The sequence below is a fragment of the Paramicrobacterium chengjingii genome, assembly GCF_011751765.2.
Classification (GTDB): domain Bacteria; phylum Actinomycetota; class Actinomycetes; order Actinomycetales; family Microbacteriaceae; genus Paramicrobacterium; species Paramicrobacterium chengjingii.
In genome coordinates this window covers 288840-312997 of the sequence record NZ_CP061169.1, presented here as the reverse complement: position 1 = coordinate 312997, position 24158 = coordinate 288840, and the positions used below count along the sequence as shown (strand labels likewise).

At 63.4% G+C, this 24158-nt stretch carries 27 protein-coding genes; 7 read left to right on the top strand and 20 right to left on the bottom strand.

What is annotated here, in order from left to right; translation table 11 throughout:
* Positions 1-25 precede the first annotated feature (25 nt).
* Complete coding sequence (locus HCR76_RS01625) at positions 26-1300, top strand: isochorismate synthase (RefSeq protein ID WP_166985405.1); 1275 nt, start codon at positions 26-28, stop codon at positions 1298-1300.
* 20 nt (positions 1301-1320) lie between these two features.
* Here the strand turns inward: HCR76_RS01625 and HCR76_RS01620 are convergent, their stop codons facing one another.
* Together HCR76_RS01620 and HCR76_RS01615 are read right to left on the bottom strand one after the other, a co-directional pair.
* The gene (locus HCR76_RS01620) at positions 1321-3285 is read right to left on the bottom strand and encodes a thiamine pyrophosphate-binding protein (RefSeq protein WP_166985408.1); all 1965 of its coding nucleotides are present in this window, start codon (positions 3283-3285) and stop codon (positions 1321-1323) included.
* A complete protein-coding gene (locus HCR76_RS01615) occupies positions 3278-3751 on the bottom strand; it encodes a PLD nuclease N-terminal domain-containing protein (protein WP_166985411.1) in 474 nt (157 codons plus the stop codon). Before HCR76_RS01615 ends, HCR76_RS01620 begins: the two co-directional genes overlap by 8 nt.
* 87 nt (positions 3752-3838) lie before the next feature.
* Here HCR76_RS01615 and HCR76_RS01610 point away from each other — a divergent pair, with 87 nt between their 5' ends.
* Both HCR76_RS01610 and HCR76_RS01605 read left to right on the top strand, forming a co-directional pair.
* Positions 3839-4183: a DUF4229 domain-containing protein gene (locus tag HCR76_RS01610; protein WP_166985414.1), complete on the top strand. Its 345-nt coding sequence runs from the start codon at positions 3839-3841 to the stop codon at positions 4181-4183.
* Positions 4184-4217: 34 nt separating this feature from the next.
* Positions 4218-4628 (top strand): GNAT family acetyltransferase, encoded by a 411-nt coding sequence (locus HCR76_RS01605; RefSeq protein ID WP_166985417.1) that lies wholly within the window; start codon positions 4218-4220, stop codon positions 4626-4628.
* Positions 4629-4665: 37 nt separating this feature from the next.
* Here HCR76_RS01605 and HCR76_RS01600 read toward each other — a convergent pair whose 3' ends face one another.
* The 3 genes from HCR76_RS01600 to HCR76_RS01590 all read right to left on the bottom strand — a co-directional run bounded on the left by HCR76_RS01600 (position 4666) and on the right by HCR76_RS01590 (position 7908).
* Positions 4666-5661 (bottom strand): 1,4-dihydroxy-2-naphthoate polyprenyltransferase, encoded by a 996-nt coding sequence (locus HCR76_RS01600; protein ID WP_235934392.1) that lies wholly within the window; start codon positions 5659-5661, stop codon positions 4666-4668.
* A 39-nt stretch (positions 5662-5700) separates the two neighbouring features.
* Complete coding sequence (locus HCR76_RS01595) at positions 5701-6873, bottom strand: AMP-binding protein (protein ID WP_166985420.1); 1173 nt, start codon at positions 6871-6873, stop codon at positions 5701-5703.
* A 132-nt stretch (positions 6874-7005) separates the two neighbouring features.
* Positions 7006-7908, bottom strand: coding sequence for a 1,4-dihydroxy-2-naphthoyl-CoA synthase (locus HCR76_RS01590; RefSeq protein ID WP_166985423.1), 903 nt, complete (start codon positions 7906-7908; stop codon positions 7006-7008).
* A 150-nt stretch (positions 7909-8058) separates the two neighbouring features.
* On the opposite strand from HCR76_RS01590, the gene HCR76_RS01585 reads away from it, so the two are divergent.
* Positions 8059-9039 carry an o-succinylbenzoate synthase gene (locus HCR76_RS01585; RefSeq protein WP_166985426.1) on the top strand — a complete coding sequence of 327 codons (981 nt, stop codon included), beginning with the start codon at positions 8059-8061 and terminating at the stop codon, positions 9037-9039.
* 26 nt (positions 9040-9065) lie between these two features.
* Here HCR76_RS01585 and HCR76_RS01580 read toward each other — a convergent pair whose 3' ends face one another.
* The 7 genes from HCR76_RS01580 to HCR76_RS01550 all read right to left on the bottom strand — a co-directional run bounded on the left by HCR76_RS01580 (position 9066) and on the right by HCR76_RS01550 (position 16220).
* On the bottom strand, positions 9066-11033 hold the full coding sequence (locus tag HCR76_RS01580; RefSeq protein ID WP_166985429.1) for an EGFR-like transmembrane domain-containing protein: 1968 nt from the start codon (positions 11031-11033) through the stop codon (positions 9066-9068).
* Between the two features lie 141 nt (positions 11034-11174).
* Entirely contained in the window at positions 11175-12179 is a 1005-nt protein-coding gene (gene ccsB, locus HCR76_RS01575; RefSeq protein ID WP_166985432.1) for a c-type cytochrome biogenesis protein CcsB, read from the bottom strand.
* A 9-nt stretch (positions 12180-12188) separates the two neighbouring features.
* On the bottom strand, positions 12189-12566 hold the full coding sequence (locus tag HCR76_RS01570) for a DUF3054 domain-containing protein (protein WP_166985435.1): 378 nt from the start codon (positions 12564-12566) through the stop codon (positions 12189-12191).
* Positions 12563-14242 carry a cytochrome c biogenesis protein ResB gene (gene resB, locus HCR76_RS01565; RefSeq protein WP_166985438.1) on the bottom strand — a complete coding sequence of 560 codons (1680 nt, stop codon included), beginning with the start codon at positions 14240-14242 and terminating at the stop codon, positions 12563-12565. Before resB ends, HCR76_RS01570 begins: the two co-directional genes overlap by 4 nt.
* Positions 14226-14978 (bottom strand): cytochrome c biogenesis CcdA family protein, encoded by a 753-nt coding sequence (locus HCR76_RS01560; protein WP_166985441.1) that lies wholly within the window; start codon positions 14976-14978, stop codon positions 14226-14228. Before HCR76_RS01560 ends, resB begins: the two co-directional genes overlap by 17 nt.
* A 1-nt stretch (position 14979) precedes the next feature.
* Complete coding sequence (locus HCR76_RS01555) at positions 14980-15588, bottom strand: TlpA family protein disulfide reductase (RefSeq protein WP_166985444.1); 609 nt, start codon at positions 15586-15588, stop codon at positions 14980-14982.
* Positions 15585-16220 carry a histidine phosphatase family protein gene (locus HCR76_RS01550; RefSeq protein WP_166985447.1) on the bottom strand — a complete coding sequence of 212 codons (636 nt, stop codon included), beginning with the start codon at positions 16218-16220 and terminating at the stop codon, positions 15585-15587. The genes HCR76_RS01555 and HCR76_RS01550 overlap by 4 nt, the downstream gene beginning before the upstream one ends.
* 161 nt (positions 16221-16381) lie before the next feature.
* Between HCR76_RS01550 and aspS the strand changes: the two genes are divergently transcribed.
* On the top strand, positions 16382-18166 hold the full coding sequence (gene aspS / locus HCR76_RS01545; RefSeq protein ID WP_166985450.1) for an aspartate--tRNA ligase: 1785 nt from the start codon (positions 16382-16384) through the stop codon (positions 18164-18166).
* Positions 18167-18169: 3 nt separating this feature from the next.
* Here the strand turns inward: aspS and HCR76_RS01540 are convergent, their stop codons facing one another.
* The 8 genes from HCR76_RS01540 to HCR76_RS01505 form a co-directional block, all read right to left on the bottom strand.
* Positions 18170-18472: a Dabb family protein gene (locus HCR76_RS01540; protein WP_166985453.1), complete on the bottom strand. Its 303-nt coding sequence runs from the start codon at positions 18470-18472 to the stop codon at positions 18170-18172.
* 9 nt (positions 18473-18481) lie between these two features.
* On the bottom strand, positions 18482-18742 hold the full coding sequence (locus tag HCR76_RS01535) for a glutaredoxin family protein (protein ID WP_166985456.1): 261 nt from the start codon (positions 18740-18742) through the stop codon (positions 18482-18484).
* A gap of 102 nt (positions 18743-18844) precedes the next feature.
* The gene (locus tag HCR76_RS01530) at positions 18845-18943 is read right to left on the bottom strand and encodes a 30S ribosomal protein bS22 (RefSeq protein WP_003792170.1); all 99 of its coding nucleotides are present in this window, start codon (positions 18941-18943) and stop codon (positions 18845-18847) included.
* A gap of 95 nt (positions 18944-19038) precedes the next feature.
* Complete coding sequence (locus HCR76_RS01525; protein ID WP_166985458.1) at positions 19039-19233, bottom strand: helix-turn-helix domain-containing protein; 195 nt, start codon at positions 19231-19233, stop codon at positions 19039-19041.
* A 137-nt stretch (positions 19234-19370) separates the two neighbouring features.
* Positions 19371-19592, bottom strand: a complete 222-nt coding sequence (locus HCR76_RS01520; RefSeq protein WP_235934394.1) for a helix-turn-helix transcriptional regulator — start codon at positions 19590-19592, stop codon at positions 19371-19373.
* Between the two features lie 6 nt (positions 19593-19598).
* Positions 19599-20483 carry an ABC transporter permease gene (locus HCR76_RS01515; protein ID WP_166985461.1) on the bottom strand — a complete coding sequence of 295 codons (885 nt, stop codon included), beginning with the start codon at positions 20481-20483 and terminating at the stop codon, positions 19599-19601.
* The gene (locus tag HCR76_RS01510; RefSeq protein WP_244971453.1) at positions 20480-21400 is read right to left on the bottom strand and encodes an ABC transporter ATP-binding protein; all 921 of its coding nucleotides are present in this window, start codon (positions 21398-21400) and stop codon (positions 20480-20482) included. Before HCR76_RS01510 ends, HCR76_RS01515 begins: the two co-directional genes overlap by 4 nt.
* A gap of 109 nt (positions 21401-21509) precedes the next feature.
* Positions 21510-21956, bottom strand: a complete 447-nt coding sequence (locus HCR76_RS01505; RefSeq protein WP_166985464.1) for an ArsR/SmtB family transcription factor — start codon at positions 21954-21956, stop codon at positions 21510-21512.
* Between the two features lie 72 nt (positions 21957-22028).
* On the opposite strand from HCR76_RS01505, the gene HCR76_RS01500 reads away from it, so the two are divergent.
* Both HCR76_RS01500 and HCR76_RS01495 read left to right on the top strand, forming a co-directional pair.
* Positions 22029-23468 carry a TrkH family potassium uptake protein gene (locus HCR76_RS01500; protein ID WP_166985467.1) on the top strand — a complete coding sequence of 480 codons (1440 nt, stop codon included), beginning with the start codon at positions 22029-22031 and terminating at the stop codon, positions 23466-23468.
* A complete protein-coding gene (locus tag HCR76_RS01495; RefSeq protein WP_166985470.1) occupies positions 23461-24129 on the top strand; it encodes a potassium channel family protein in 669 nt (222 codons plus the stop codon). Before HCR76_RS01500 ends, HCR76_RS01495 begins: the two co-directional genes overlap by 8 nt.
* The last annotated feature ends 29 nt before the right edge of the window (positions 24130-24158 follow it).

Here is a 24158-nt window from a genome sequence, read left to right as displayed (position 1 = left end):
AGGTAGCGCGGCGTATTCTTGAAGCGTGACCAACCCCGACACACCGAGGCTTGTCGTCGACACCACCCCCGTTGGCGACGTGTCCCTCCTCATCCCTCATACCTCCGAATCCGAACCCCTCGTCTGGTTGCGCAAAGGCACAGGCATTGTCGGAATCGGCGAGGCCCTGCGCCTCGAGTTCACCGGCGAGACACGTCTGACCGATGCCGCCGCCGCCTGGCGGAGCCTGGCAGCATCCGCCCGTGTCTCTGATCGCGTGGGCGTTCCCGGCACCGGCCTGATTGCATTCGGCGCATTCGCGTTCTCGTCGCTGTCGACGACGACAAGCGTGCTGATCGTTCCGCGGACCGTCGTCGGTCGCCGCAGCGGGCGCCACTGGGTCACGCACATTCGCTTCGAGGGTGACGAACTCGATACCGGACGGGGCGGCATGCTTGAAGCCTCCGAAGCTGCTGCAGCAGAGACGACGCCCATCGGCGAGCCTTTCGGTGTTGATTTTCTGGAGGGTCAGGAGTCTGCTGACTCATACAAGCTGCACGTCGCTGAGGGAGTGCGTCGCATTCGCGCAGGCGAGCTCGAGAAGGTCGTGCTCGCGCGGGACCTCGTCGGCTCGGTACCGGCCGACAGCGATGTGCGACGTTTCGTCACCGACTTAGCACAGGGCTACCCCGACTGCTGGACTTACGCCGTCGACGGGCTCATCGGGTCGAGCCCAGAGACGCTTGTGAGCGTGACCGACGGCGCCGTGACCGCACGGGTTCTCGCGGGCACGACGGCACGAGGCGACGGCCCAGAAGCCGACGAACACGCAAGCGTGGCACTTGCAACGTCGCAGAAAGACAACGACGAGCACGAGTTCGCGGTGCAGAGCGTCGTGCGCTCCCTCGAGATGCACACCTCCCATCTCGCCGCGAGCGAAGTGCCATTCACCCTCAAGCTGCCGAACCTGTGGCATCTCGCCACCGATATTGAGGGCGTACTGAGCGATGGTGCGTCGTCTCTTGACTTGATCGCGGCGCTGCACCCGACCGCGGCAGTCGCCGGCGCACCGACGCCCGACGCCATCGCGATGATCGACGACCTCGAACCGTTTGACCGAGGACGCTATGCCGGGCCCGTTGGCTGGGTCGGCGCCGACGGTGACGGAGAGTGGGCGATCGCTCTGCGGTGCGCACAGCTCGACGACGGCGCCATCACCGCGTACGCGGGCTGCGGCGTCGTTGGCGAATCAGTGCCAGAGAACGAGCTCATGGAAACGCGCATCAAATTCCGTCCGGTGATCGACGCTCTCGAAGGCTGACGAGTCGGCACGGGCGCGCGTCAGCGCTCGAGCAGCACCTCGATGATCACGGGCGACTCGCGCGGGGTTGTGAGCGCTTTGTCGAGCTCGGCACGATTCGTCGCGAGCACGTGCTGCCAGCCGTAGGCCGTCGACAGCGCAGCCAGGTCAACGTTGTGCGGCGTGTACTGCACACGATCAAAGAGGTCGCGCTGCGATGACTGCGCCACTTCGAGTCCGTCGAAGATCGTTCCGCCGCCGTCGTTGCCCACCACAACCTGCAGGCGCGGCCACAGCTCGTCGTGCCCGCCAAGCAGCGAGCCGGCGTCGTGCAGCAGAGCGAGATCTCCCACGAGCACCCGGGTGACCCCGGGCATCCCCTCGCGCTGCTGCGCACTCGCGATGCCGTGGGCTGTGGCAATGGTGCCGTCGATGCCCGCGAGGCCGCGATTCGCGTGCACAGGAATCTTCTTTCCGGCGACAAACGCGTCGGCAACGCGAATCAAGCGGGATGCTGCGAGCACGAGGCGGTCGTGCGGCCACGTCGAGCGCCAGAGCTCCTCCACCAGCATCCGCCGGTCGATAGGCGCGCGCACGGCGGCGAACTCTGCTCGGGCGAAGCGAGCACGCGCAGCCGGATCGTGGGAGTGGCCGTCGTCGAGCGACGGGGCAGCGTCACGGTCGGCCGCATCGACGAGGGCGCGCGAGGCAACGACCCACGTACCGAGCCAGTGCCGATCGGCGGAGCCATCGGCAACGGATGCTGTGGCGACGATGCGGGCTCGGCGCCCCGGGTTGTACGCCTCGATGCCGGTTGGTGCGACGACAACCACTTCGACCTCGGCGCGTTGCAGTAGCGCCGGAACTTCGCGGCTGAGCGTTGGATGCCCGAACACGACGACACGCTCGATGCGACCGCCAAACTGCGGGTCGCTCAGCAGCTCGCGGTACGGCACAACCAGGTTGCGCCCGAAACGTGCACCGCTCGTCACCTCGGCGATGAGCGGCCATGAGCCGGCATGAGCGAGCTCTTCGGCCACAGCGCCCGAGGCGTGCCCAGCGACCACGACGGTGCGCGGCCCTGGGTCGAGCACCGCGCTCGGTCGCTCGAATCGGGTGCTGACATACGGTCGCTGCGCCACGGCATCCGTGTCGTCTGTGCTCTGTGCCGCAATGTCGCCTTCACCCGCGCCGCCACCCCGGTCAGCCGCTCCGTCTGCAACCGAACCGCCGCCAAAAAGGGCGAGGTTTGGGGACAAAACGTCGCCACTCTTGGCGAGTGTCCCCGGGGGTAACGGGGAGGCAGCGACCGAGGGGGTCGCGGAGGGTGACGGGGAGGCAGAACCCGACGAGTTGGCGGCTGGCGGCACCGTCACCGCCGACGACAGCGGCTCACGGAAGGCGATGTTCAGATGCACGGGACCCGGCCCGGCGATGCCACGGCCGTTCGCAGCCCGCAACGCTTGAGCCGCAAGAGTCGCGGCGCGATCCGTCTCGCTGGTGTTACCAGTCGGGGCGGCGACGGTGCGCTCAAACCTCACAGCACCGCCGAAGATTCCCGGTTGCACAGTCGTCTGATTGCTGCGGATTCCCTGCAGCTCTGTGGGCCGGTCGGCCGTGAGCACGAGCAGTGGCACCCCGGAGTGATGCGCCTCGAGTACAGCCGGATGCAGATGAGCGACGGCAGAACCGCTCGTCGTCACGACGGCAGCCGCACGACCGGTCTCCACACCGAGCCCGAGCGCGAAGAATGCCGCTGAACGCTCGTCGATGCGCACATGCACGTGCAGCAGCCCCGCCTTCTCGAGAGCGGCGGCCGCGAGCGCAAGCGCCTGCGACCTCGAGCCGGGGCACACGACGACGTCACTGAGACCCCGGGCAGCGAGACCGGTCAGCAGCGCAGTCGAGTACGTCGTTGCGGGCGCTGCATCGGTACGACGGATGCCGTCAGGATCAGCACCGAATTCTCGCGACGATTCGCCGGACGACGATGACTCGTCAGGCATCCGTATTGTTCGACCCCGTGCCGTGGCCGTGGTCTGAGGGGTGTCCGTCATCGTCTGGCAGATCACCGTCTGCTGCCTCTTCGGCGCGCTTGCGTTTGTCTGCCTCAGCAGCATCCTGCCGCTTCTTCTTCTCGTCGCGCGGTCGAATGATCTCTTCTTCGGCATCGAGCGCCGCAAGCTCTTCCTCAAGCTGACGAATGCGGTCGTCTTGCACGCTATCGGTCTGCAGACCGCCGATGAACGACGGGTCGTCGTCTGGCGCCACATCGCGCGCAAGGTCGGGGCCGCCTCGGCCGATGAAGTACCACAACGCGAGGCCGATCACCGGAAGCACGAGGATCACGACGATCCAAACCGGCTTCGACAGACCCCTGACGCGCCGATTGTCGATGATGGCGCAGTCAACAACCGAGTAGATCGTGATTGCCACGATCACCGGAATCAGAATGAAGAGCAGGCGTGCCATGCCCTAATGGTATCTGCCCAGACGGTTAATGCACTGGGCATGACAGCATCCAGCGCTCAGACAGCCGCAACAACCTAGAATTCTCTTGTGAAACGCATTCCCGCTGCCGTCACTTACACGGTTCTTCGCCTTCTGACGTTCATCGTTCCCCTGGCGATTCTGCTGTTGCTCGGCTTCAACGAATGGTTCTCGGCAATCGTTGCGGCACTCATCGGGTTTGCGATCTCACTGATCTTCCTTCGCCACCCGCGCGAACAGGTTGCGGTGGCGATTCATAACAAGCGCACGGGCGCGGATTCTGACAAGCCACACGAGACTCCGACAGACGAAGAGGCCGAAGACGACGTCGTCGAGCACAGCGCGAGTGCGCAGCACACCGACGCGCACGAGAATCACGACGACGCGCATCACAGCGACGACGACGTGCGCTGAACCGCGCCCAGCGACTGCTGGTTAGCATTGAGCGATGAACATCGCGCCTCTCACTGACAAGCAGATTCCGGATGCTGTTTCACTGTGGACCGAAGCGGGACTCACCCGCCCCTGGAACGACGCAATCGCGGACTGCCGCCGCGCACTGCGGGGGCCCGATTCAACGGTGCTCGCTGTCACCGACGACGTCGGGATTGTCGCGACGGCCATGGTGGGTCACGATGGCCACCGCGGATGGGTGTACTCTCTCGCCGTCGCCGAGCGCAGTCGGGGGCACGGGTTCGGCGCACATCTGATGTCCGCGTGCGAAGACTGGGTCCGCGACCGCGGCATCCCTAAAATTCAACTCATGGTGCGCAGCGAGAATAGTGACGTTCTGTCGTTTTATGGCCGCCTCGGTTACGACCGATCCGACGTCGTCGTGCTCGGCAAGCGCCTCGACTGACCCGGATGCCGCGCTGGCCGCGCCGTGCAAGCTGCTTCTAGAACGAGTAGCCCAAGAAGAACGCGACGCCGTACAGCAGCTGCGTGACTCCCACGAGCTTGAGTGCGAGCACCAGCTCTTTCGGCGTGCGCGCCGTGACAACGATGAGACACGCTGGAAGTGCGGCGAGCAGCGCAGCTGCGGCGTACCAGATACCCGAATAGAACAGCGCGACGAGCGCCGCGATCGCAAAAGGTGCCAGCATCAACACGACGAAGAGAATGCGCGATGCGAGTCCGCCGATCAGCACCGAGAGGGTGTGCTTGCGCGAGAGTTTGTCTGACTCGCGGTCGCGCAGGTTGTTGACGAGGATCGCGCTCATTGAGATCAGGCCCACCCCGACGGCGCCGTACCACGCCTCCTGGTTGAGTTGGCCCACCTGCACCCACATGGTGCCGAGCGTGGCGACGAGCCCAAAGAAGATGAACACGACGATCTCACCGAGGGCGTAATACCCGTAGGGGCGCTTCCCACCTGTGTAGAACCACGCGGCGAGAATGCAGGCTGCCCCCACGGCGATCAGCCACCACTGCTGTGTGGCAACGGTGATGAGCACTCCGGCAACCGCTGCGAGTCCGAAGAACACGAGCGCTGCCGTCAGAACGCTGCGGGGGCTGGCTTTACCTGAGCCGACAAGGCGCCCCGGGCCGACACGACGCCGATCGGTTCCCCGGATGCCGTCGGAATAGTCGTTGGCGAAGTTGACGCCGATCTGCAGGGCGATGGCGACCCCGAGGCAGAGCAGTGCCCGCACCCAGTGGAACTCCCCCGGTTCCCCCGCAATGCGCGCGGCGCCCGTTCCCACGAGCACCGGTGCGATCGACATTGGCAAGGTCGGAATGCGCGCGGCGCGGATCCAATCACCCGCCGTTGCCGGTTTGATGTGCTGCAGCGGTCGCGCCGCCGGGTTGCCGCTTCTGCCTCCGCCCTTTCGGGCGACGGGCATCGTTGTGCCCTGCCGTGCCTTCGACGTGCTCTTACGCTGTGCTGCCACGAATGACCTCCTGCTCCGCGGCAACTTTACTAAAGATCGCTATGGCAGCGTGCGCTCCGCGATTGCACGCGCGACGGCCTGTCGGTCGGGCTTGCCCGAAGTGAGTCGAGGAACAGCGGCAATCGTGACGATTCGGTTCGGGCGGGCGGGCTTGCCGAGCTGCTGCGAAACAGCATCCTGAACCTCGTCGAGGCGGGTGCCCGAAACATCGGTGACGACAACGGGAACCTGCCCCCAGCGGTCGTCTGCGGCACCGACGACCACGGCGTCTTCAAGCCCGGCGACGGTGTGCACGATGCGTTCAACGCGGTCGAGGTTGACGTTAACTCCGCCCGAGACGATCACGTTGTCCGCCCGGCCGAGCACCGTGAGCACGCCGTCGTCGATGGTGACGAGGTCGCCTGTGCGATACCAGTGGCGTCCGTCGCGGTCGACGAAGACTCCCTCCATGCGAGCGTGGTCGAAAGTTCCGTCATCGGCGAGGTAGCCGTCGCTCAGCGTTGGTCCCGTCAGCTCCACCTGACCATCGACGATGTTCATCTCAACGCCGGGCAGCGGTCGCCCGTTGTAGACGCAGCCGCCGGACGTCTCGCTTGATCCGTAGGTGCGATACACCGGGAGGCCGAGCAGCTGCGCGCGATCCCGAATCGGTTCGGGAAGCGCCTGGCCGCCGATCAGGATGCCGTCGAAGCGGCGCAATGCCGTCACCCCCGCACGCGTCTCGAGCAGTCGCATCAGCTGTGCCGGAACGAGCGAGGTGAAGCGCAGGTCGCCCGTGAGCTGCTTGCTCGCTTCGACGAATGCCGCCGTGTCGAAGCGCCCCGGAGCAAGCACGACAGGCGTCGTCTCGGCGGCGATCGACCGCACGAGCACCTGCAGCCCGGCCACGTAGTGCGCGGGGAGCGCGAGAAGCCACTGCCCTGACCCGCCCATGACCGACTCAGAGGCGGATGCTGACGCCAGCAGCGCATCGGCACTGAGCACAATGTTCTTGGGCAGACCGGTCGACCCTGAGGTGCGAATGACGGCGGCAGTCGCGTGCGGAGCTTCGTGCAGCTCTGAGCCGTGGTGGGCAGCGAGCGGTGTGTCGTCGTGCGTGGATTCGGCCGCAACCGGCAGAAGCGCCGGACCCGACCGATCGAGTGCGCTACGCAGCGCGCTCATAACCTCAAGCGGGTCGGATGCTGAAACAGCGACGAGACTGCGCGTCATGACCCGAGTCTACGACCCGTGCCTGGCCAGCGACCACGATCGGGGACCAACTTTTGCTCTCCAACAGTGCCGGATTATCGCAAAAGTTGGTTCCCGATTCGCCGCGATCGTCGTGCCGCTCGGTTCTGCCGCTCAGTACTGCCAGGGGTACGGCGACCAGTCGGGTTCGCGCTTTTCGAGAAACGAGTCACGCCCCTCGACGGCCTCGTCTGTGCCATAGGCGAGGCGCGTCGCCTCGCCCGCGAAGACCTGCTGGCCCACGAGACCGTCGTCGACTGCATTGAACGCGAACTTCAGCATCCGGATTGCCGTCGGCGACTTGGTGAGAATGCGCCGTGCCCACCGCAGCGCCTCGGTTTCGAGGTCAGCGTGCGGAACGACAGCGTTGACGGCGCCCATCTCGTAAGCACGCTGGGCCGTGTATGTTCCGGCAAGAAAGAACACCTCACGGGCAAACTTCTGGCCGATCTGGCGCGCGAAGTAGGCGGAACCGTAGCCGGCGTCGAAGGAGCCGACATCGGCATCCGTCTGCTTGAATTTCGCTGTGTCGCTCGCGAGCGTGAGATCGCACACAACGTGCAGCGAGTGCCCGCCGCCGGCAGCCCAGCCGGGAACGACGGCGATGACTACCTTGGGCATGAAGCGGATGAGCCGTTGAACTTCGAGGATGTGCAGGCGGCCCGAGCGCGCCGGATCGATGCCCGCTGACGTGTCGGCGTCGGAGTACTTGTAGCCGTCGCGGCCGCGGATGCGTTGGTCGCCGCCCGAGCAGAACGCCCAGCCACCGTCTTTGGCGCTCGGGCCGTTGCCTGTGAGCAGCACGACGCCGACCGTCGACGTGGTGCGCGCGTGATCCAGCGCCCGGTACAGCTCGTCGACTGTATGCGGACGAAAAGCGTTGCGCACGTCAGGGCGGTCGAACGCGACGCGTGCCACGCGGCCGTCGTGCGTGTGGTGATAGGTGATGTCGGTGAGCTGCTCGAAGCCCTCAACCGTCTGCCACTGCGTTTCGTCGAAGATCTCAGACACCGTCATGCGTCAATCGTAGTTGTCAGCCACCAGCCAGGGTGCCCCGTAATTCGGAGAGACCAGTTCATGTGGGGCGTGTCGGGCGACGACACGCCGCATCGGCAGCGCGGGCTCCGAATGCGTGTACTTCTCGCGGGCAGAGAGCAGAATGGGTGCATGGATTCGCTGCCGCCACTCGACGAACTGCTTGCCACGGCGCACGTTGTCTCGCTGCCATTGACAACGCAGTTCCGCGGAATCACACAGCGCGAGGCCGTGATCTTCATCGGCCCCGAGGGCGCCACCGAGTTCTCGCCGTTCACTGAGTACCAGGATGCCGAGGCGGCGACGTGGCTGCGGGCAGGCATTGAGTTCGGCTGGGGCGAGCTTCCACAGCTCTTCCGCGACAGCATCCGTGTGAATGCAACGATGCCGGCTGTCGAGGTGGCGCAGGTCGAGACCGTGCTGGCACGCTACGACGGCTGCCGCACCGTGAAGGTGAAGGTCGCCGAACAGGGTCAGAGCCTCGATGACGACGTCGCACGTGTCGCCGAGGTGCGCCGCCTGATGGGGCCAGAGGGCCGCGTGCGCCTCGACGCGAACGGCGGCTGGAATGTCGACGAGGCCGAGCACGCCATCCGCACACTTTCCGAGTGCGACATCGAGTACGTCGAACAGCCGTGCGCCACTGTCGATGAGCTAGCCGACGTGCGCAAACGCGTGAAGTACATGGGCATTCCGATTGCCGCAGACGAGAGCGTGCGCAAAGCGAGCGATCCTCTCGAGGTTGCCACGGCGAACGCCGCCGACCTGCTCATCGTCAAAGCACAGCCACTCGGCGGCATCACCCGTGCGCTCGACATCGTGCGCGTTGCCGGACTGCCGGTCACCGTTTCGAGTGCCCTCGACACATCGGTCGGTCTCGCGCTCGGCGCACACCTGGCCGCAGCCGTGCCCGAATTGCCCTACGACTGCGGGCTCGGCACAGCCTCTCTGCTCGCCGCCGACGTCACTGACAAGCCGCTTGTGGCACGCAACGGCGCCATCGATGTGCGCCGCGTCGACGTCTCAGAGCGGATGCTGCGCGATTACGCCGCGCCACCCGAACGTGACGAGTGGTGGCGTGACCGCATCCGCCGCTGTTACGCCCTGCTGTAGCGGCGGTTACGGGCCGATGCCGCGTTCTACTGCTGCGAGTTCGGCGGAAGCGGTGGCCGCGGAGGCAGCACCTCCGTCGGCGACTCAGAAGACGGCTCTGGAAGCTGCTCCGTCGCCGATTCGTCGAGCACCGCGGTCTGCGCCAGCGGCTCGCCAGCCGACGTCGGCGAAGCAGGCGGCACGGCATCGGGCGACGGCGTTCCTGCCGCAGACGCGTCGGGGTTCCCCGTCTGGTCTCCGTCGTAGCTGAAGAGTCCGCCGTTCGGGCCTGCTGCAGCCGCCTTCTTCTTCTGCCGAATCACCAAGAAAACCACGGCTGCAATGATCAGCAGTACGAACAGCACAATCACACCGAGCGTGATGATGCCTCCGATGTTCGGACTACTCGCGTCAACACGGAACTCAGGCGAGCTCGGGGAGTCTTCAGACACAGCCACGACGTTGCCGGCGATCTTGGCGCCCTTGGGCAGCTCGGAGCTATCGGCAACGCTCGCACCACCGGGAAGGTCAACACGGTACGTGATCCCATCCGCGACGCCACCGCTCAGCAGGTCACGGGGCAAAGCGATGATCATGTTCACCGAATACGACCGCGTAAACAGTGACGAGTCCGACTCGACGACACTGTACTGCGACCCGGGCAGGTACTCGTCCAGTCGGCTGTTTGTCTCAGCGGCATCCTCACCGACAACCGTGATCGTGTAGGTGACTGCCTTCTTACCCGCGTCGACACTGAGGTCCGCGACCGTTGATGCAGGCTCGAGGAATTCTTGCATCGCCGATCCGACGAGGTCCGCATTCTCGACGCTCAGAACGTAGTCGATGGTGAGCGTGTTCTCCCCTGAAGGAGCTACGGATGCTGCCGCAACAACCGACTCGAACTGCACGCGGTGGTCGAAGACAACCGGGTCATGGCTGATGGGCATCGACCAACCGTCTTCTCCTGCGCCCCCGTTGTCACCCTGCCAGCCCTTCGGCAGGACCAGGTTCGACGAGACTTCGGCGTCCTCATTGCAGATCTGCCCACAGTCGACAAAGTCGATCACTGACGTGTGGAACATCGTCGGATCATCAGCGTCGGTCTCGCTCGACACGGCAAAGTCCGTCGATTCAGAGTTCAGCGCCGTGTTCGTGTAGTCGATCAGCTGCTTCTCGTCTTTTGCTGAGAAAGAGATCGTCCAGACGGTTGACGCTTCGTCCGGCTCGGTCAAGGTGCCGCCTTTTGGCGTCGCCTTCGTGAAGAACTCGTCGTAGGCGTCGGTGTCACGGGAGTACGTCTCACGCGACAGGTCATATGAGATCGTGCGTTCGTAGGCGCCTGTGCCGATTCCGTCAGTCGTGACATTCAGATCCCGGATGCCGTAATCGGCGATGTCCGAGTACTCAATTTTCGCCGATGAGTCGTGTCCGACTCCGTCGACCTCGACAACGGTCTTCCCGATCTCCGTGAGATCGTCCTTGTCATCGTCGTCGACGATTCCCGACTTCACCATGGCCTCGACGAGCCATTGCAGAAGATCCTGAGACGTGAAGTTTTCGTTCACGCTCACGCCTTCGCGGAACACCGAGTCGGCGACGACAATCTCGATCTCGGTCTCAATGTCTGTGACTCCACCCGCCCCGAGAATGCCGATGACCTTCTCTTCGTAGTCACTTTGCGAATCGAATTCGATGGTGAACGAGTAGACGGCTGCACCGTCACTGCCCGCTTTTTGACCCCCGTACTCCATTCCTTCGGGGATGTTCTCGGTGATGGCCTTGTCGATGGCAGCAGCTCCGCCATCGACCTTCTCAAGGTCGTCTGCTTCGACAGTCGCGGATATCGCGCGGGATCCGCTGCCATCGGCTTTGATCACAAGTGTGGTGTCAACAACGGCTCCACACGCGGTGAGAATGAATGCCACCGTGAGCGCCATCAGCGCTATGACTCCGCGCTTCCACCTCGCAACGCCCGTTTCCCCGTCATGACGCGACTGCGCAATTGCACTACTCAACCCTGGTTCCCCCCACGGAATCTTCGCTGTGTCCCACGTTGTGACACAAAATCTTCACAACGCTATCACAGCTCATTCATAGGGTTTGCGTGCGTGACGGCTCACAGAGCGGAGGCAGTCCACGGCCGGTAGGCTCGCGGCTTACAACCCCGAGTAGCTGTGCAGGCCGTTGAAGAAGATGTTCACCACGGTGAAGTTGAAGATCACCGTCGCAAAGCCGATGATCGCCAACCAAGCAGCACGACCACCGCGCCAGCCCTTCGTCGCTCGCGCATGCACGAACCCGGCATAGATCACCCAGACGATGAAGGTCCAGACTTCCTTGGTGTCCCAGCCCCAGTAGCGGCCCCACGCGGCCTCTGCCCAGATCGAGCCGGCGATGAGCGTGAACGTCCACAGGACGAAGCCCACGATGATCGTGCGGTACGCGAGATTCTCAAGCCGCTGCGCCGACGGGAACGTCGCCATGAACTTGAGCTTCAGCTCACCAAGCGAAGCACGCCTCGCCTCGGTGCGCGCCTGGATCAGCTGCAGCACGCTCAGCGCACAGCCGAGCGCAAGAAAGCCCATCGCCGTCGTCGCGAGGAACACGTGAATCACGAGCCACGCCGACTGCAGAGCCGGAGGGAGCGGAGCCACCTCGACATAGAAGTTGATGGTTCCCATGCACAGCAGCGACACCACGAGCAGCGAGATGAACGTGCCGAGATAGCGCAGATCGACCTTGATGTTCACAACGAGGAACACGGCGACGACAAGCATCGTGCCCGTCATGACAAACTCGTACAGGTTTGCCCACGGCACACGCTCCGCGGCAATGCCGCGCGTCACATCGGCGGCGACATGCAGAAGGAAACCCATCACCATCAGCGCCATCGCGGATCGCAGCGACGGCGAGCGCTGTGCTCTCACCGCGGGCTCCGTGCTGCGCGGCTTCGCCGGCCGGGTCTTGACGGCGACGCCGCCGCCCGCCTGCGCGGTCGCCTCGGATTGCGCCGATGCCGCAGCGGCCGAGTCGACAGCATGCGCTGCTTCTCTCACCTCGGCGCTTCGGCGGCCGAGATCGAGCGCAAACGCGATGAGCGCGAGCGCATACAGTGCTGTGGCCGACCACAGGGCCAGCAGGGAGAACGAGTTGAGATCCACGGTGTAAGGCTACTCCTTCGATTCTCGCGCGTTCCGGGCGCGAACGGTGCGCACAAGCAGGGCGATGAGACGCCACCCGACCAGTGCGAGGCCGAGCACGATGGTGGCGACGATGATGAACGGCAGTGCTGTGCCTTGACCGGATGCTGCACGCAGCAGCATTCCGCCGGCAACAGTGATGATCCAGAGCGGGATGCCGGTGCGTACGACGCTCGTCGGGCGGCGCCACGCGAGCGTGACGATCCAGCCGACGACGAGGGCGACGAGGAACGGCCACCACGTTCCGGCGATGCCGGCGGGGTCAAGCGCCTCGGCATGGCTCGATCGCCCTGAGAGAGCGAAGATGAGCGTCAGAACGACGTCGAGGGCGAGAGCGGCGATGATCATTCGCGCTCCACTCCCAGCGCGGTGCCATGTCGGTAGGCGATCGCCTCGACAGCATCCGCAAGCCCTGGGTCTTCGCCACGCGCCAACCCGGCGTACTCAATGCGCACGGTTCCGTCATCGTTGTCTGACGCCTTCACCCAGACGCGGCGGCGCGGCACGAAGAGCGAGATGAGCAGGCCCAACAGTACGAGCCCCGCCCCGATCGCAACGCCGAGCTGTGTCTTGTCGTCGTGAATGTCGAAGGAGGCGAAGCGGTGAACCGAGCCTTCGAAACCCTGGCCTGTCGGATTCTCGTTGACAAATTCGATCGTTCCCATGCCGTTCGGCAGGTCGGCGCTCTGGCCCGGCATAAGCTCGATGGACTCGACGCCGGTATCGCCGCCGGTGAGCGGAGTCATTCCATCGACATCGAGTGCGTAAACCGATTTGGGAACTCCTCCGTCAATGCCGAGGTCGCCCGAATACACGTTGAGCGTGAGCAGCGGGTATTCGAGCCCGGGATACGTAGAGGTGTAGGCGCCGGTCTCGAGAGGGTACGCGGTGGGGTAGAAGAACCCGACCATGCCGAGCTGCTTCTTGAGGCCGTCGGGAACCTTGACGACGCCAACAGACGTGAGCGTTGACGGATCCTGCGGCAAAAACGGAATCGAGTCGGTGAAGACGACGTTGCCCTCGGGGTCTTTCACCGTGACAGTCGGCGCGTAGCCGTTGCCCAGAAGATAGACGTCGGTCCCCTCGAACCGCAGTGGGTCATTCACCTTGATCGGCGTATCGTCTTCGCTCCCCGACGGAGTGCGCGCGGTGACGTTCGCCTCAAAGTCGATCGCCTGGCCGTAGGCGTTGATATTCTCCGTCTCGTAGTCGACGTTAAATTCGTCGAGCGTCAGCGAGTACGGGGCGAGTTGCGCTGGGTCGAAGAACCGACCTGGGCTGAACGAGTCATAGTCGCCGAGCACATTGACGAACGTCTGCCCCTCGACGACGACCCGCTGCCCGGAATATCCGAAGCCCCCGCCGATGCCGACGACGAGCAGAATCAGAAGCAGCGCCGAATGAAAGATGAGGTTGCCGGTCTCGCGCAGGTAGCCGCGTTCGGCCGACACCGAGATGCTCGCGGGGCTGGTGCGCGTTGCCTGCGACTCGTACAGAGCAACCCGATACCCGGATTTCTTCAGCAGGTCGCGTGCCGACGACACCGCAGCCGCGGCATCCGAGTCCACACCGTCGCCTGCGCCATACGTCGCCTCGCTGAAGTCGCCCAGACGATTGAGGCGTGCAGGCGTGCGCGGTGGCTTGGCGCGCAGTGCACCGATGTGGTGCTTGACACGTGGAATGACGCAGCCGACGAGCGATGTGAAAAGCAGGATGTAGATGGCCGAGAACCACGCCGATGTGAACACGTCAAACATCTGGATGTTGTCGAGCACCGGCGCCAGATCAGGATGCTCGGTGAAGTACTGAGTGACGCCATTGGGATCGCTTGACCGCTGTGGAACGAGTGACCCGGGAATCGCCGCGATCGCGAGCAGAAGAAGAAGAAGAAGCGCTGTACGCATGCTCGTGAGTTGACGCCAGATCCAGCGCGCCCACCCCAGAGGGCCGAGCTTGGGCTGCGACACGGGCTGCTCGACGTTGGGGGCGTCGTGCCCGTCAGTGTAATCAGATGGCCGGGACAAAGTTTGGCATCACCCCCGCGAGCATGCTGATCAGGGACGTCCAGATTCCGGTGACCATGAGCAGTCCGATGACGATGAGCAGAATGCCGCCCACGATGTTGATGGCGCGAATGTGGCTGCGAAGGAACGTCACGCTCTTTGTCGCCCATGTCGCGCCAAGGGCCATGATGACGAACGGGATGCCGAGGCCGAGGCAGTACACGAAACTGAGAAGCGCTCCACGCCACGGTGATGCCGAACCGAAGCTGAGCGACTGGATTGCGACGAGCGTCGGGCCGACGCAGGGTGCCCAGCCGATGCCGAACACGATGCCGAGCAGCGGCGCACCCCACAGCCCGGTCTTGGGCTGCCACGAGGGTCGGAACGTTCGCTGCATAAACGTGACCTGGCCGATGAAGATGAGCCCCATGACAATGACGATGGCGCCGAGAATCTGTGTGATGAGCGGCCCATAGGCGACGAGCCAGCGGCCAAGGCCCCCGAACGCGAAGCCGTAAGCGGTGAAGATGGCAGAGAACCCGGCAACGAAGAGAACAACGCCGATCATCAGTCGCGCGCGGTCTCGCTTCGGGGCGGATGCACCCTGCTGTGCGGTTGTGGCGCCCCCAACGTAGGCGAGGTATCCGGGAACGAGGGGCAGCACGCAGGGCGAAGCGAACGACACGAGCCCGGCAAGTGCGGCGATCGGAATAGCGAGCAGCAGCTGCCCGCCGATGACGATGTCTCCGGGATTCACGTCACTTCTCCGCGACGGCGTCTTCGACGAGTGTCGACAGAATCGACGTGTCGGGAACAGCCCCGAGAATGCGGGCCGAGACACGACCCTTCTTGTCAAGAACGATGGTTGTCGGAACGCTGTTCGGCGGAACGGTGTCGGCGAACGCGAGCTTCACGCTTCCCGTATTGACGTCGATGATCGACGAGTAGCCGATGTCGTACGTCTTGTTGAAGGACTCCGCAGTGCCCGGCTGATCGCGCAGGTTCACGCCCACGAAGGCAACGCCATCATCGCCGAAGCTCTGGTACACCTCGTCAAGAATGGGGGCTTCTGCACGGCACGGGGCACACGATGCGTACCAGAAGTTGACGACAACGACGTCTCCGACGAGGTCACTCGACGAGATCTCGTCGCCCGACTCGGTGGTTCCCGCGAACTCGACGGGCTCGCCACGATCGGACTCAGCGATCTCCATCACGGAGCCGTCGCCCGCGATGTAGCCTTTGCTGCTGCCTTCTTTGTACTGCTCGGCGAGGGGATCTTCGGAGCAGCCGGCGACAAGAAGCACCGTGGCAAGCGCGGCGGCCGCTGCCGACAGCATCCGCCCGGCCTGTCGTTTTCGGATCATACGGCACCCACGTCGACGGCGCCTGCTGTCAGCAGAAGGGCTGGCTCGGAGTAGCCGATCTCGGCAAAGCGCTTCCCCGTGTATTCAATCGTCGTGATGCTCGATAGGGAACAGCGGCGTTTGCGCGGGTCATGGTGAAGAGGAATGCCAAGGATGCTGGAATGGGCCATCCAAATCGGAAGCTGATGACTCACCAGCACGACGTCGCCCGACTCGGTCGTCTCCCACGCCTCAGCGATTGCCTCGCGCATGCGCGCAGCGATGTCGGCGAAGGGTTCTCCCCAGCTCGGCTTGCGCGGGTTGCGCACCGCATACCAATTGCGCGGGTTGCGAAGCGCACTGCTCATGCGCATTCCCTCGAAGTAGTTGCTCGGCTCGATCAAGCGTGCGTCGTTCTCGATCGGCATATCGAATGCCGAAGCGATGGGAGCCGCCGATTCCTGCGTGCGCTGAAGCGGCGATGCGATGACGCGAGAAACGGGCCGTTCGTGTTCTGCGAGTTCGTCTGCAGCGGCCTTCGCCATGCTCCGCCCGCGTTCAGACAACCCGAATCCGGGGATGCGTCCATACAGAACATGCGAGGGATTGTGCACCTCGCCATGGCGGACGAGATGGATCTGGGAGGCAGCCACGACCCTTAGTCTACGTTCTGTAGAGCTAAGAATCTGCCGAGAAACCGAACGGGCTGGCGGCGTCGTCGGCGCGAGCGGGCACGTAGACTTGTCGAATGCCTCGGGAGGGGCTGTGATTCTGCGCGGCATCCTCCCTCCTCACACGCGGAAAGGACCTTTCTGTGCTTCGCACTCACAACGCCGGAACCCTCGGACTCGAGCAGCTCGACGAGTCCGTCACTCTTGCCGGTTGGGTCGATCGTCGCCGCGATCACGGTGGAGTTGCCTTCATCGATCTGCGCGATGCATCCGGCATTGCCCAGGTGGTCATCCGCGATGAGGAGGTGGCTCATCCCCTCCGCTCGGAGTTTGTGCTGCAGGTGACGGGCATCGTGCAGAAGCGACCGGAGGGCAACGCCAACGACAACCTCTCGACGGGCCAGATCGAGGTGATCGCCGAAACCGTCACCGTGCTGGGCGAGTCAGCGGCTCTGCCGTTCCAGGTGTCGACGGCGCTCGACGGCACCGAGACGATCGGCGAGGAAGCCCGGCTGAAGCACCGCTACCTCGACCTGCGTCGTCCCGAGCCGGCGCGCGCGCTTCGCCTGCGCTCCAAGGCAAACAAGGCGGCGCGGGATGTGCTCGACGAACTGGACTTCGTTGAGATCGAAACGCCGACGCTTACGCGCTCAACGCCCGAGGGCGCTCGAGACTTCGTCGTGCCTGCTCGCCTGAACCCCGGGTCGTGGTACGCCCTGCCCCAGTCACCGCAGCTCTTCAAGCAGCTGCTCATGGTGGCGGGCATGGAACGCTACTACCAGATCGCCCGCTGCTACCGTGACGAAGACTTTCGCGCCGACCGCCAGCCGGAGTTCACCCAGCTTGACGTGGAGATGAGCTTCGTCGACCAGGAAGACATCATCGCCATCGGCGAAAAAATCGTCTCGGCGGTCTGGTCGCTCATCGGCCACACGATCCCCACGCCGATCCCTCGCATGACGTATGCCGAGGCAATGGAGAAGTACGGCAGCGACAAGCCCGACCTTCGCTTCGGCCTCGAGATCACGGAGCTCAGCGAGTACTTCGCCGACACGGCATTCCGCGTCTTCCAAAACCCCTACGTGGGCGCAATCGTCTTCCCCGGCGGCGCCTCGACTCCGCGCCGTGGCTTCGATGCCTGGCAGGAGTGGGCGCGCGGCCGTGGGGCAAAGGGCCTCGCGTATGTCACGATCGCAGACGACGGAACGCTCGGCGGCCCCGTCGCCAAGAACCTCAGCGACGCTGAGCGCGACGGGCTCGCGGATGCTGTCGGCGCGAAGCCCGGAGACGCGATCTTCTTCGCGGCCGGTTCCGTTCGTGACTCACGTGCACTTCTCGGTGCTGCCCGTCTTGAGGTCGGCGAGGCCGCTGGCCTCATCGACGAGAGCGAATGGGCGTTCGTCTGGGTTGTCGACGCTCCCATGTTCGAGCCGGCAGAGGATGCCGTGGCCTCGGGAGATGTTGCTGTGGGAAGCGGTCGTTGGACGGCAGTGCACCACGCATTCACGTCGCCGAAGCCGGAGTTTCTCGACACGTTCGACACCGACCCCGAGAACGCGATGTCGTACGCGTACGACATCGTCTGCAACGGCAATGAGCTGGGCGGCGGGTCCATCCGCATCCATCAGCGAGACGTTCAGGAGCGCGTGTTCGCACTCATGGGCCTCGACGAGGAGCAGGCGCGCACGAAATTCGGCTTCCTGCTCGACGCATTCGCCTTCGGCGCCCCTCCCCACGGTGGGATCGCCTTAGGCTGGGACCGCATCGTGGCCCTGCTCACGGGCTCCGACTCGATTCGCGAGGTCATCGCCTTCCCCAAGACAGGCAACGGGTTCGACCCGCTCACGCAGGCACCGGCCCCCATCACCGCGCAGCAGCGCAAAGATGCCGGCGTCGACGCGAAGCCCAAAGAACGCGACGCCGAGTAGCCGTTACACGTCGAGGTCGATGGATGCTCGCTGAGCGACGACCGTACGAATGTACGACGCGATCGCGGCGTGCTCTGGATGCACCTGGTACGCCTTGAGCGCGGCGACATCGTCGTGCACTGAGACGAGTGCAAGGTCGTAGTTGACGTCGTCGAACGCCGCATTGCGCTTCACATCAATCGACTGGATGCCGGGAATGCGATCGACAAGCGCCTCGAGTCGCGTGGCGATCTCGCGCGCGGCTTCGTCTCTCGCCACGGCGTCGTCTCCGGCGAACGTCCACATCACAATGTGCTTGATGGCCATGGTGTCCTTTCAGACGTCGTGTCCCGTGAGCGCAATCGCGAGTCGTTGCTCGTCGACCCGCCAGAACGTGTGCTGTTCACCGTCGACGAGAACGACAGGGATCTGCTCCCAGTACCGCTGATAGAGCACGTCATCGTCGAGAATCGACGCCTCGTCAAGAGTCACGGATGCTGTCTGCGGCAGCTGTGCGAGCACACGCTCGATTGCGGCGCGTGCGTCATCGCACAGGTGGCACCCCGGCTTGCCGATGAGCGTGACGGTGTGTGTCATAGTCCCAGACTACTGCGGGCAGACCGTGCGATGGCGACAGCATCCATGCACGCCAAAAAACGCCAGGGCCGGGACCCTGGCGTTTTTGTGCAGCCGAGAAGGCTACTTCTTGTTGCGGCGCTGGTGGCGCGTCTTGCGAAGTAGTTTGCGGTGCTTCTTCTTCGCCATGCGCTTGCGACGCTTCTTGATAACTGAACCCACGAAAACCTCACAAAAGTATTGGGTCTGGCCGCGCGTGCCGCGGCCGGCATAAAAAGGCCTCGGACTAGTTTACCCGAATTTACGACACGCGGATGTCACGCCGAATCTGCGACGTTCTGAGTGATCGCACTGGCGATGGCCGACTCGGGCACGCGGAATGAGCGCCCGAAACGAATCGCGGGCAGTTCTCCCGCGTGAACCATGCGGTAAACGGTCATTTTGGAGACTCGCATCATGTCGGCGACTTCGGCGACGGTGAGGAACCGCACATCCTCAAATTCGTTGGCCACGCGGATCTCCTTTCGTCACGTCAGTCACATGCTTCCCACCAACATTACTGTGAAACAGGAGCCCATGTCGAGAAAGAGCTGCCCGTCGCGGCTTCTTCACTCTGTTCAGGCACCGCATCGTCACCCGTGGGGCTGCGTCACCCGATCCGGCCAAACTCCTCAAGCGAGAACAAAACCTCGACGGGAACTTCAAAATACGCGGCGATCTTCAAAGCGAGATACAGGCTGGGGCTGTACTCGCCGCGCTCAAGGTAGCCAATGGTCTGGTAGTGAACTCCCAGAGCCTCGGCAAGCGCTCGGCGTGAGACCCGACGCTCGGCGCGAAGCATCGCGATGCGGTTATGAACCGTATCGGCCACGCTCGGCTACACCCCCCACTGTTGCTGTACGTCCCGGCGCCGTGCGGCAAGTGTCGATCCCGACTCTCTGCGCGCCATGCGACCCAGAAGTTTCGGTGCAAGCGAGAGACACACCGCCGCCCAGACTGCCAGAACAATGAACACCCATTCCAGCCGCCACGACCCCGAAATCTCGACGGCAGACATCGCATCCGGCAGCAGCGAGGCCCGCAGCCCGAGGCCGTACCAGTACAGCGGGAACGCCTGCGCGATTCCCTGCAGCCAGCCCGGCAGAGCCACGATCGGGTAGAAAATTCCAGAGATGCCCACAAGCACCATGACGGGCATCATCACAAACCCCATGAACTTCGGGTTAGAGACGAGTGCTCCGAGAACCGCGCCGATCGCGAGGGTCGAGATCAAGCCAAGCACGAGCACTGATGCGAACAGCAGCCAGCGCAGGGGCGACGCGAATTCCAGGCCGTCGAAGAGCAGCAGACCCACAATCAGCATGAGAAGTGCGGAGACCACCGTGGAGATGAGGTTTGCCGTGATCTCTCCGACGAGATAGCCCGTTGTTCCACCCGGGACGGATTTGGAACGAAGGAGAGTGCCATTCGTGCGATCCATGGACAGAACTCCGACGATACCCATCACACCGCTGAACAACACGCCCATCGCGATGACGCCGGGGAGACCCATCGCCCCCAGGTCAACAGATGCGCTGGCGAAGGTGCCCTGTGACAAAAAGACCAGCGCCACCACCATCAGCCCCATCATCACGACAGTGCCGACGATCTCACTCGGAGTGGTCAGTTGAATGCGAGCCGATATGAGCCCGCGCCGCAGGCCGGCCCTGTAGGTGTTGACCGTCGGATTGAACCGAGGCGTTCGCCTCATTACTGTCGTCATCGCGTGACCTCCTCGAATGCCGTCGCCTCGATCGTGCCGCCGCCCTCGAACTCCTCGACGAGCGACAAGTACGCGTCTTCAAGTGTTGCGCGCCGAATCTGAAGATCGGTCACGTCGTCATCATGCGCCAGCAGCTCACGCACGAACTGTGTTGAGTCTTCTGCGACATGAAGTTGCTGCTGCCCGTTCTCGCGCCAGCTGATCTCCGCGGTTCGCGACACGGCGCTCGTAAGTTCAAATGGGGTGCCATCTGCAATGATCCGACCGCCGGCAAGAATGACGATGCGGCTGGCCAACGCCTCGGCTTCAGCAAGATCGTGCGTCGTCAGCATGATCGTAATGCCTTCCATGTCGCTCAGTCGATGGATAAGGTCGTGAAAGTCTCGGCGAGCGCGCGGGTCGAACCCCGTCGTCGGTTCGTCAAGAAACAGCAGGGATGGTTTCCCGATGATCGCCAGTGCCACATCGAGACGGCGTCGCTGCCCACCCGAAAGCGTCTGCAGCTTCTGGTTGTGCTGTTCCCCAAGGCCAACCATGTCGAGCAGCTCGTCGACAGACCACGGGTCGACGTACGGTCGATAGAAATCAGACAGATGCGTCAACAGCTGGCGTGGACGCCATTTACCGTGGTCAGTGGAAGCCTGCAGAACCATGCCGATCTGGGACCGCCAGCCATCGTCACCGTGCACGGGGTCACTGCCCAAGACAGAAACACGACCAGATGAAGGCGTGCGGAATCCTTCAAGAATTTCAATTGTCGTGCTCTTGCCTGCCCCATTCGGCCCCAGCATGGCCACGATCTCTTCTTCGTAGATGTCGAGCTGAAGGCCATCGAGCACCCTCTTTTCCCCGTAGCTCATCCGCAGATCAGATACTGAGATGATCGGCGTGCGTGATGATGCCTGTGATGATTCCACCCGTCACTCCATCCGAGTTCACGTACAAAATGTAGCACTCATACTACATCTTCTCGTCGAAGTGAACACGGCAAAGAACGACTCGGCGGATCAGGTCGCCACGAGACAGCTACTCTCCGGATCGACCGAAACGCTTACCCATGGCAGTCACGGCGCTGGACACGCGTTTGCGGGTGCCCGCAGCCACATGACCGATTGCGTCGGCGACCTGTCGTGCCTGCTCCGGCAGATGGGCCTCGATCTCCCGTTTGAGATCCTGTTCGGTGAAGTCGACGCTGAGAAACGGGATGAGCCAGTCTTCGATTGCCTCGAGCGGCTCGCTGTCCAGCGAGTAGTAGCGGTGCTGGCCTTCTTCACGCACCTCGACGAGTCCGGCCTCGCGCAACACCTTCAGGTGCTTCGAGACGGTCGGCTGGCTGAGACCCAGTTGCGCCACAATTTCTGAAACGCTCGTACCACGCGCAACGCCGCTGTCGTCGGGAGAATGACGGTCGAGAAGCACGCGCAAGATGTCACGTCTCGTTCCGTCTGCGATAACGTCAAAGATGTCGGCCATGCATCAAGGTTAGTGAGTCCCGCGGCGGAGTACCATTGCGAGGCGTATAGACCCGAGTCCTAGTGAGGTTTCATGGCACGCAGACGCCGCGCTTCTGCGTCACCGCTTTCCCGCACCGCGCTCGGTCGCCTGCGAGAGACAGTGAACGACTTCACCACGCGCTCTCCCTCACGATTTGCCATTCTGGTGTTCGGTTCGCTCATCGTGCTCTTCACGTTTCTTTTCAGCCTTCCCGCCGCTTCGGCGAGCCGCACGTGGACTCCTCTGGCCGATGCGTTCTTCACCGCAATGTCGACGATTTGCGTGACGGGCCTGTCCACAGTGAATATGGCAACCCACTGGTCGTTGTTTGGCGACATTCTCGTGGTGCTCGGCGTACAGATCGGAGCCGTCGGGGTACTGACTCTCGCGTCGATCCTCGGAATGGTGATCTCCAGGCGGCTTGGACTGAGAGCCAAACTCGTTGCCGCTTCCGACAGCAATCCGCTTCGCGTGCATCACGGCCCCGTGGCCGAGGGCCAGGCCGTGCGACTCGGAGATATCGGTAGCCTTCTGCTCACCGTTGTCGTCAGTCTTCTCGTCATTGAGGCGGGGCTCGCCGTGCTGCTCTTCGCACGCATGCTCCTCGACGGCATTGCTGCGGGCGAAGCTGCACTGCACAGCATCTATTACTCGGCTATGGCGTTCACGAACACCGGGTTCACACCCAACGAGCTCGGGCTTGAACGTTTCGGAAACGACACGTGGTTTCTCGGCATCCTGCTCGTCGGAGTGTTTCTCGGCTCCATCGGGTTCCCCGTCATCTTCGCCCTCAAACGCCACCTCACCCGCCCGCGGCAGTGGTCGCTGCATGTGAAGCTCACTCTCGCAACGACGGTAATTCTGCTTGTCGTCGGCGCAGTCGGCATCGTCGCTCTCGAGTTCAACAACCCGAAGACGTTCGGCACGATGAACGCGGGAGACACTGTTTTTCAGTCGCTCTTTCTCTCAATGATGGCCCGGTCAGGCGGCTTCTCCACCATCGACATTTCGGAACTCAACGGGTCGAGCCACCTCGTGCTCGACATGCTCATGTTTGTCGGAGGCGGTTCCGCATCGACAGCTGGCGGCATCAAGGTGACGACACTTGCCGTTCTCGTTCTCGCCGCATTCGCCGAAGCTCGTGGACGCCAGGAGATTTCGGCATTCGGTCGCCGCGTTCCAAGCGACGTGATCCGCGTCGCTATCTCGGTGTTCTTCTGGGCAGCGACGATCGTCGCCGTGTCGTGCATTCTGCTCATGCAGATCACACACGAACCGCTTGACCGTGTGCTGTTCGACGTGATCTCCGGCTTCGGCACCGTCGGGCTCTCGACAGGTCTCACAGACGAGCTTCCGGATGCAGGAAAATACGTGCTCGCCCTGACGATGTTTATGGGTCGCGTTGGTACAGTGACCTTGGCTGCAGCTGTCGCCTCCACAAGCAACGGACGCCTGTACCGCCACCCAGAAGAGAGGCCCATCGTTGGTTGACCGCATCAAACACGACGCGCCGGTCCTGATCATCGGGCTTGGCCGCTTCGGCGCCGCCTGCGCTGGCGAGCTCGACCGGCTCGACCGCGAGGTTCTCGCGATCGACGGCGACGAGGGACTCGTGCAGAAGTGGTCCGATCGCATCACCCACACTGTTCAGGCGGATGCTCGCAACATTGAGGCTCTCAAGCAGATCGGTGCCGGCGACTTCTCGGTCGCCGTCGTCGCCGTCGGTTCATCGATCGAGGCATCTGTGCTGATCACGGCGAACCTCGTTGACCTCAAGATTCCGCAGATCTGGGCCAAGGCAGTGTCTCAATCGCATGGCAAGATTCTCACCCGCGTTGGCGCGAACCACGTGATCTACCCCGAAGCCGAAGCGGGAGAACGTGTCGCGCACCTGGTGAATGGGCGGATGCTGGATTTCATCCAGTTCGACGACGACTTCGTTCTTGTGAAGATGTACCCGCCGAAGCCGATCCGCGGAAAGAACCTCACGGAGTCTGGTGTGCGCACCAAGCATCACGTCACTGTCGTCGGCGTGAAGTCTCCGGGCAAGCCGTTCACCTACGCAACGGCTGACACTGTCGTCACAGACCACGATCTGATCATCGTGTCGGGGTCTTCCGGGGACATCGAGCGTTTCTCTTCGCTGGGCTGACCTCCGCGGAGTGTTCTGCTCGCGCCTCG

Excerpts from the sequence above, each read along its gene's own strand:
- HCR76_RS01585 (WP_166985426.1), top strand. The coding sequence starts at position 8,059 with ATGGATTCGCTGCCGCCACTCGACGAACTGCTTGCCACGGCGCACGTT.
- HCR76_RS01500 (WP_166985467.1), top strand. The coding sequence starts at position 22,029 with ATGGCACGCAGACGCCGCGCTTCTGCGTCACCGCTTTCCCGCACCGCG.
- HCR76_RS01555 (WP_166985444.1), bottom strand. The coding sequence starts at position 15,588 with ATGATCCGAAAACGACAGGCCGGGCGGATGCTGTCGGCAGCGGCCGCC.
- HCR76_RS01605 (WP_166985417.1), top strand. The coding sequence starts at position 4,218 with ATGAACATCGCGCCTCTCACTGACAAGCAGATTCCGGATGCTGTTTCA.
- HCR76_RS01570 (WP_166985435.1), bottom strand. The coding sequence starts at position 12,566 with ATGATCATCGCCGCTCTCGCCCTCGACGTCGTTCTGACGCTCATCTTC.
- HCR76_RS01620 (WP_166985408.1), bottom strand. The coding sequence starts at position 3,285 with ATGCCTGACGAGTCATCGTCGTCCGGCGAATCGTCGCGAGAATTCGGT.
- HCR76_RS01540 (WP_166985453.1), bottom strand. The coding sequence starts at position 18,472 with ATGGCCATCAAGCACATTGTGATGTGGACGTTCGCCGGAGACGACGCC.
- HCR76_RS01595 (WP_166985420.1), bottom strand. The coding sequence starts at position 6,873 with ATGACGCGCAGTCTCGTCGCTGTTTCAGCATCCGACCCGCTTGAGGTT.
- HCR76_RS01535 (WP_166985456.1), bottom strand. The coding sequence starts at position 18,742 with ATGACACACACCGTCACGCTCATCGGCAAGCCGGGGTGCCACCTGTGC.
- HCR76_RS01505 (WP_166985464.1), bottom strand. The coding sequence starts at position 21,956 with ATGGCCGACATCTTTGACGTTATCGCAGACGGAACGAGACGTGACATC.
- HCR76_RS01615 (WP_166985411.1), bottom strand. The coding sequence starts at position 3,751 with ATGGCACGCCTGCTCTTCATTCTGATTCCGGTGATCGTGGCAATCACG.
- HCR76_RS01515 (WP_166985461.1), bottom strand. The coding sequence starts at position 20,483 with ATGACGACAGTAATGAGGCGAACGCCTCGGTTCAATCCGACGGTCAAC.
- HCR76_RS01590 (WP_166985423.1), bottom strand. The coding sequence starts at position 7,908 with ATGACGGTGTCTGAGATCTTCGACGAAACGCAGTGGCAGACGGTTGAG.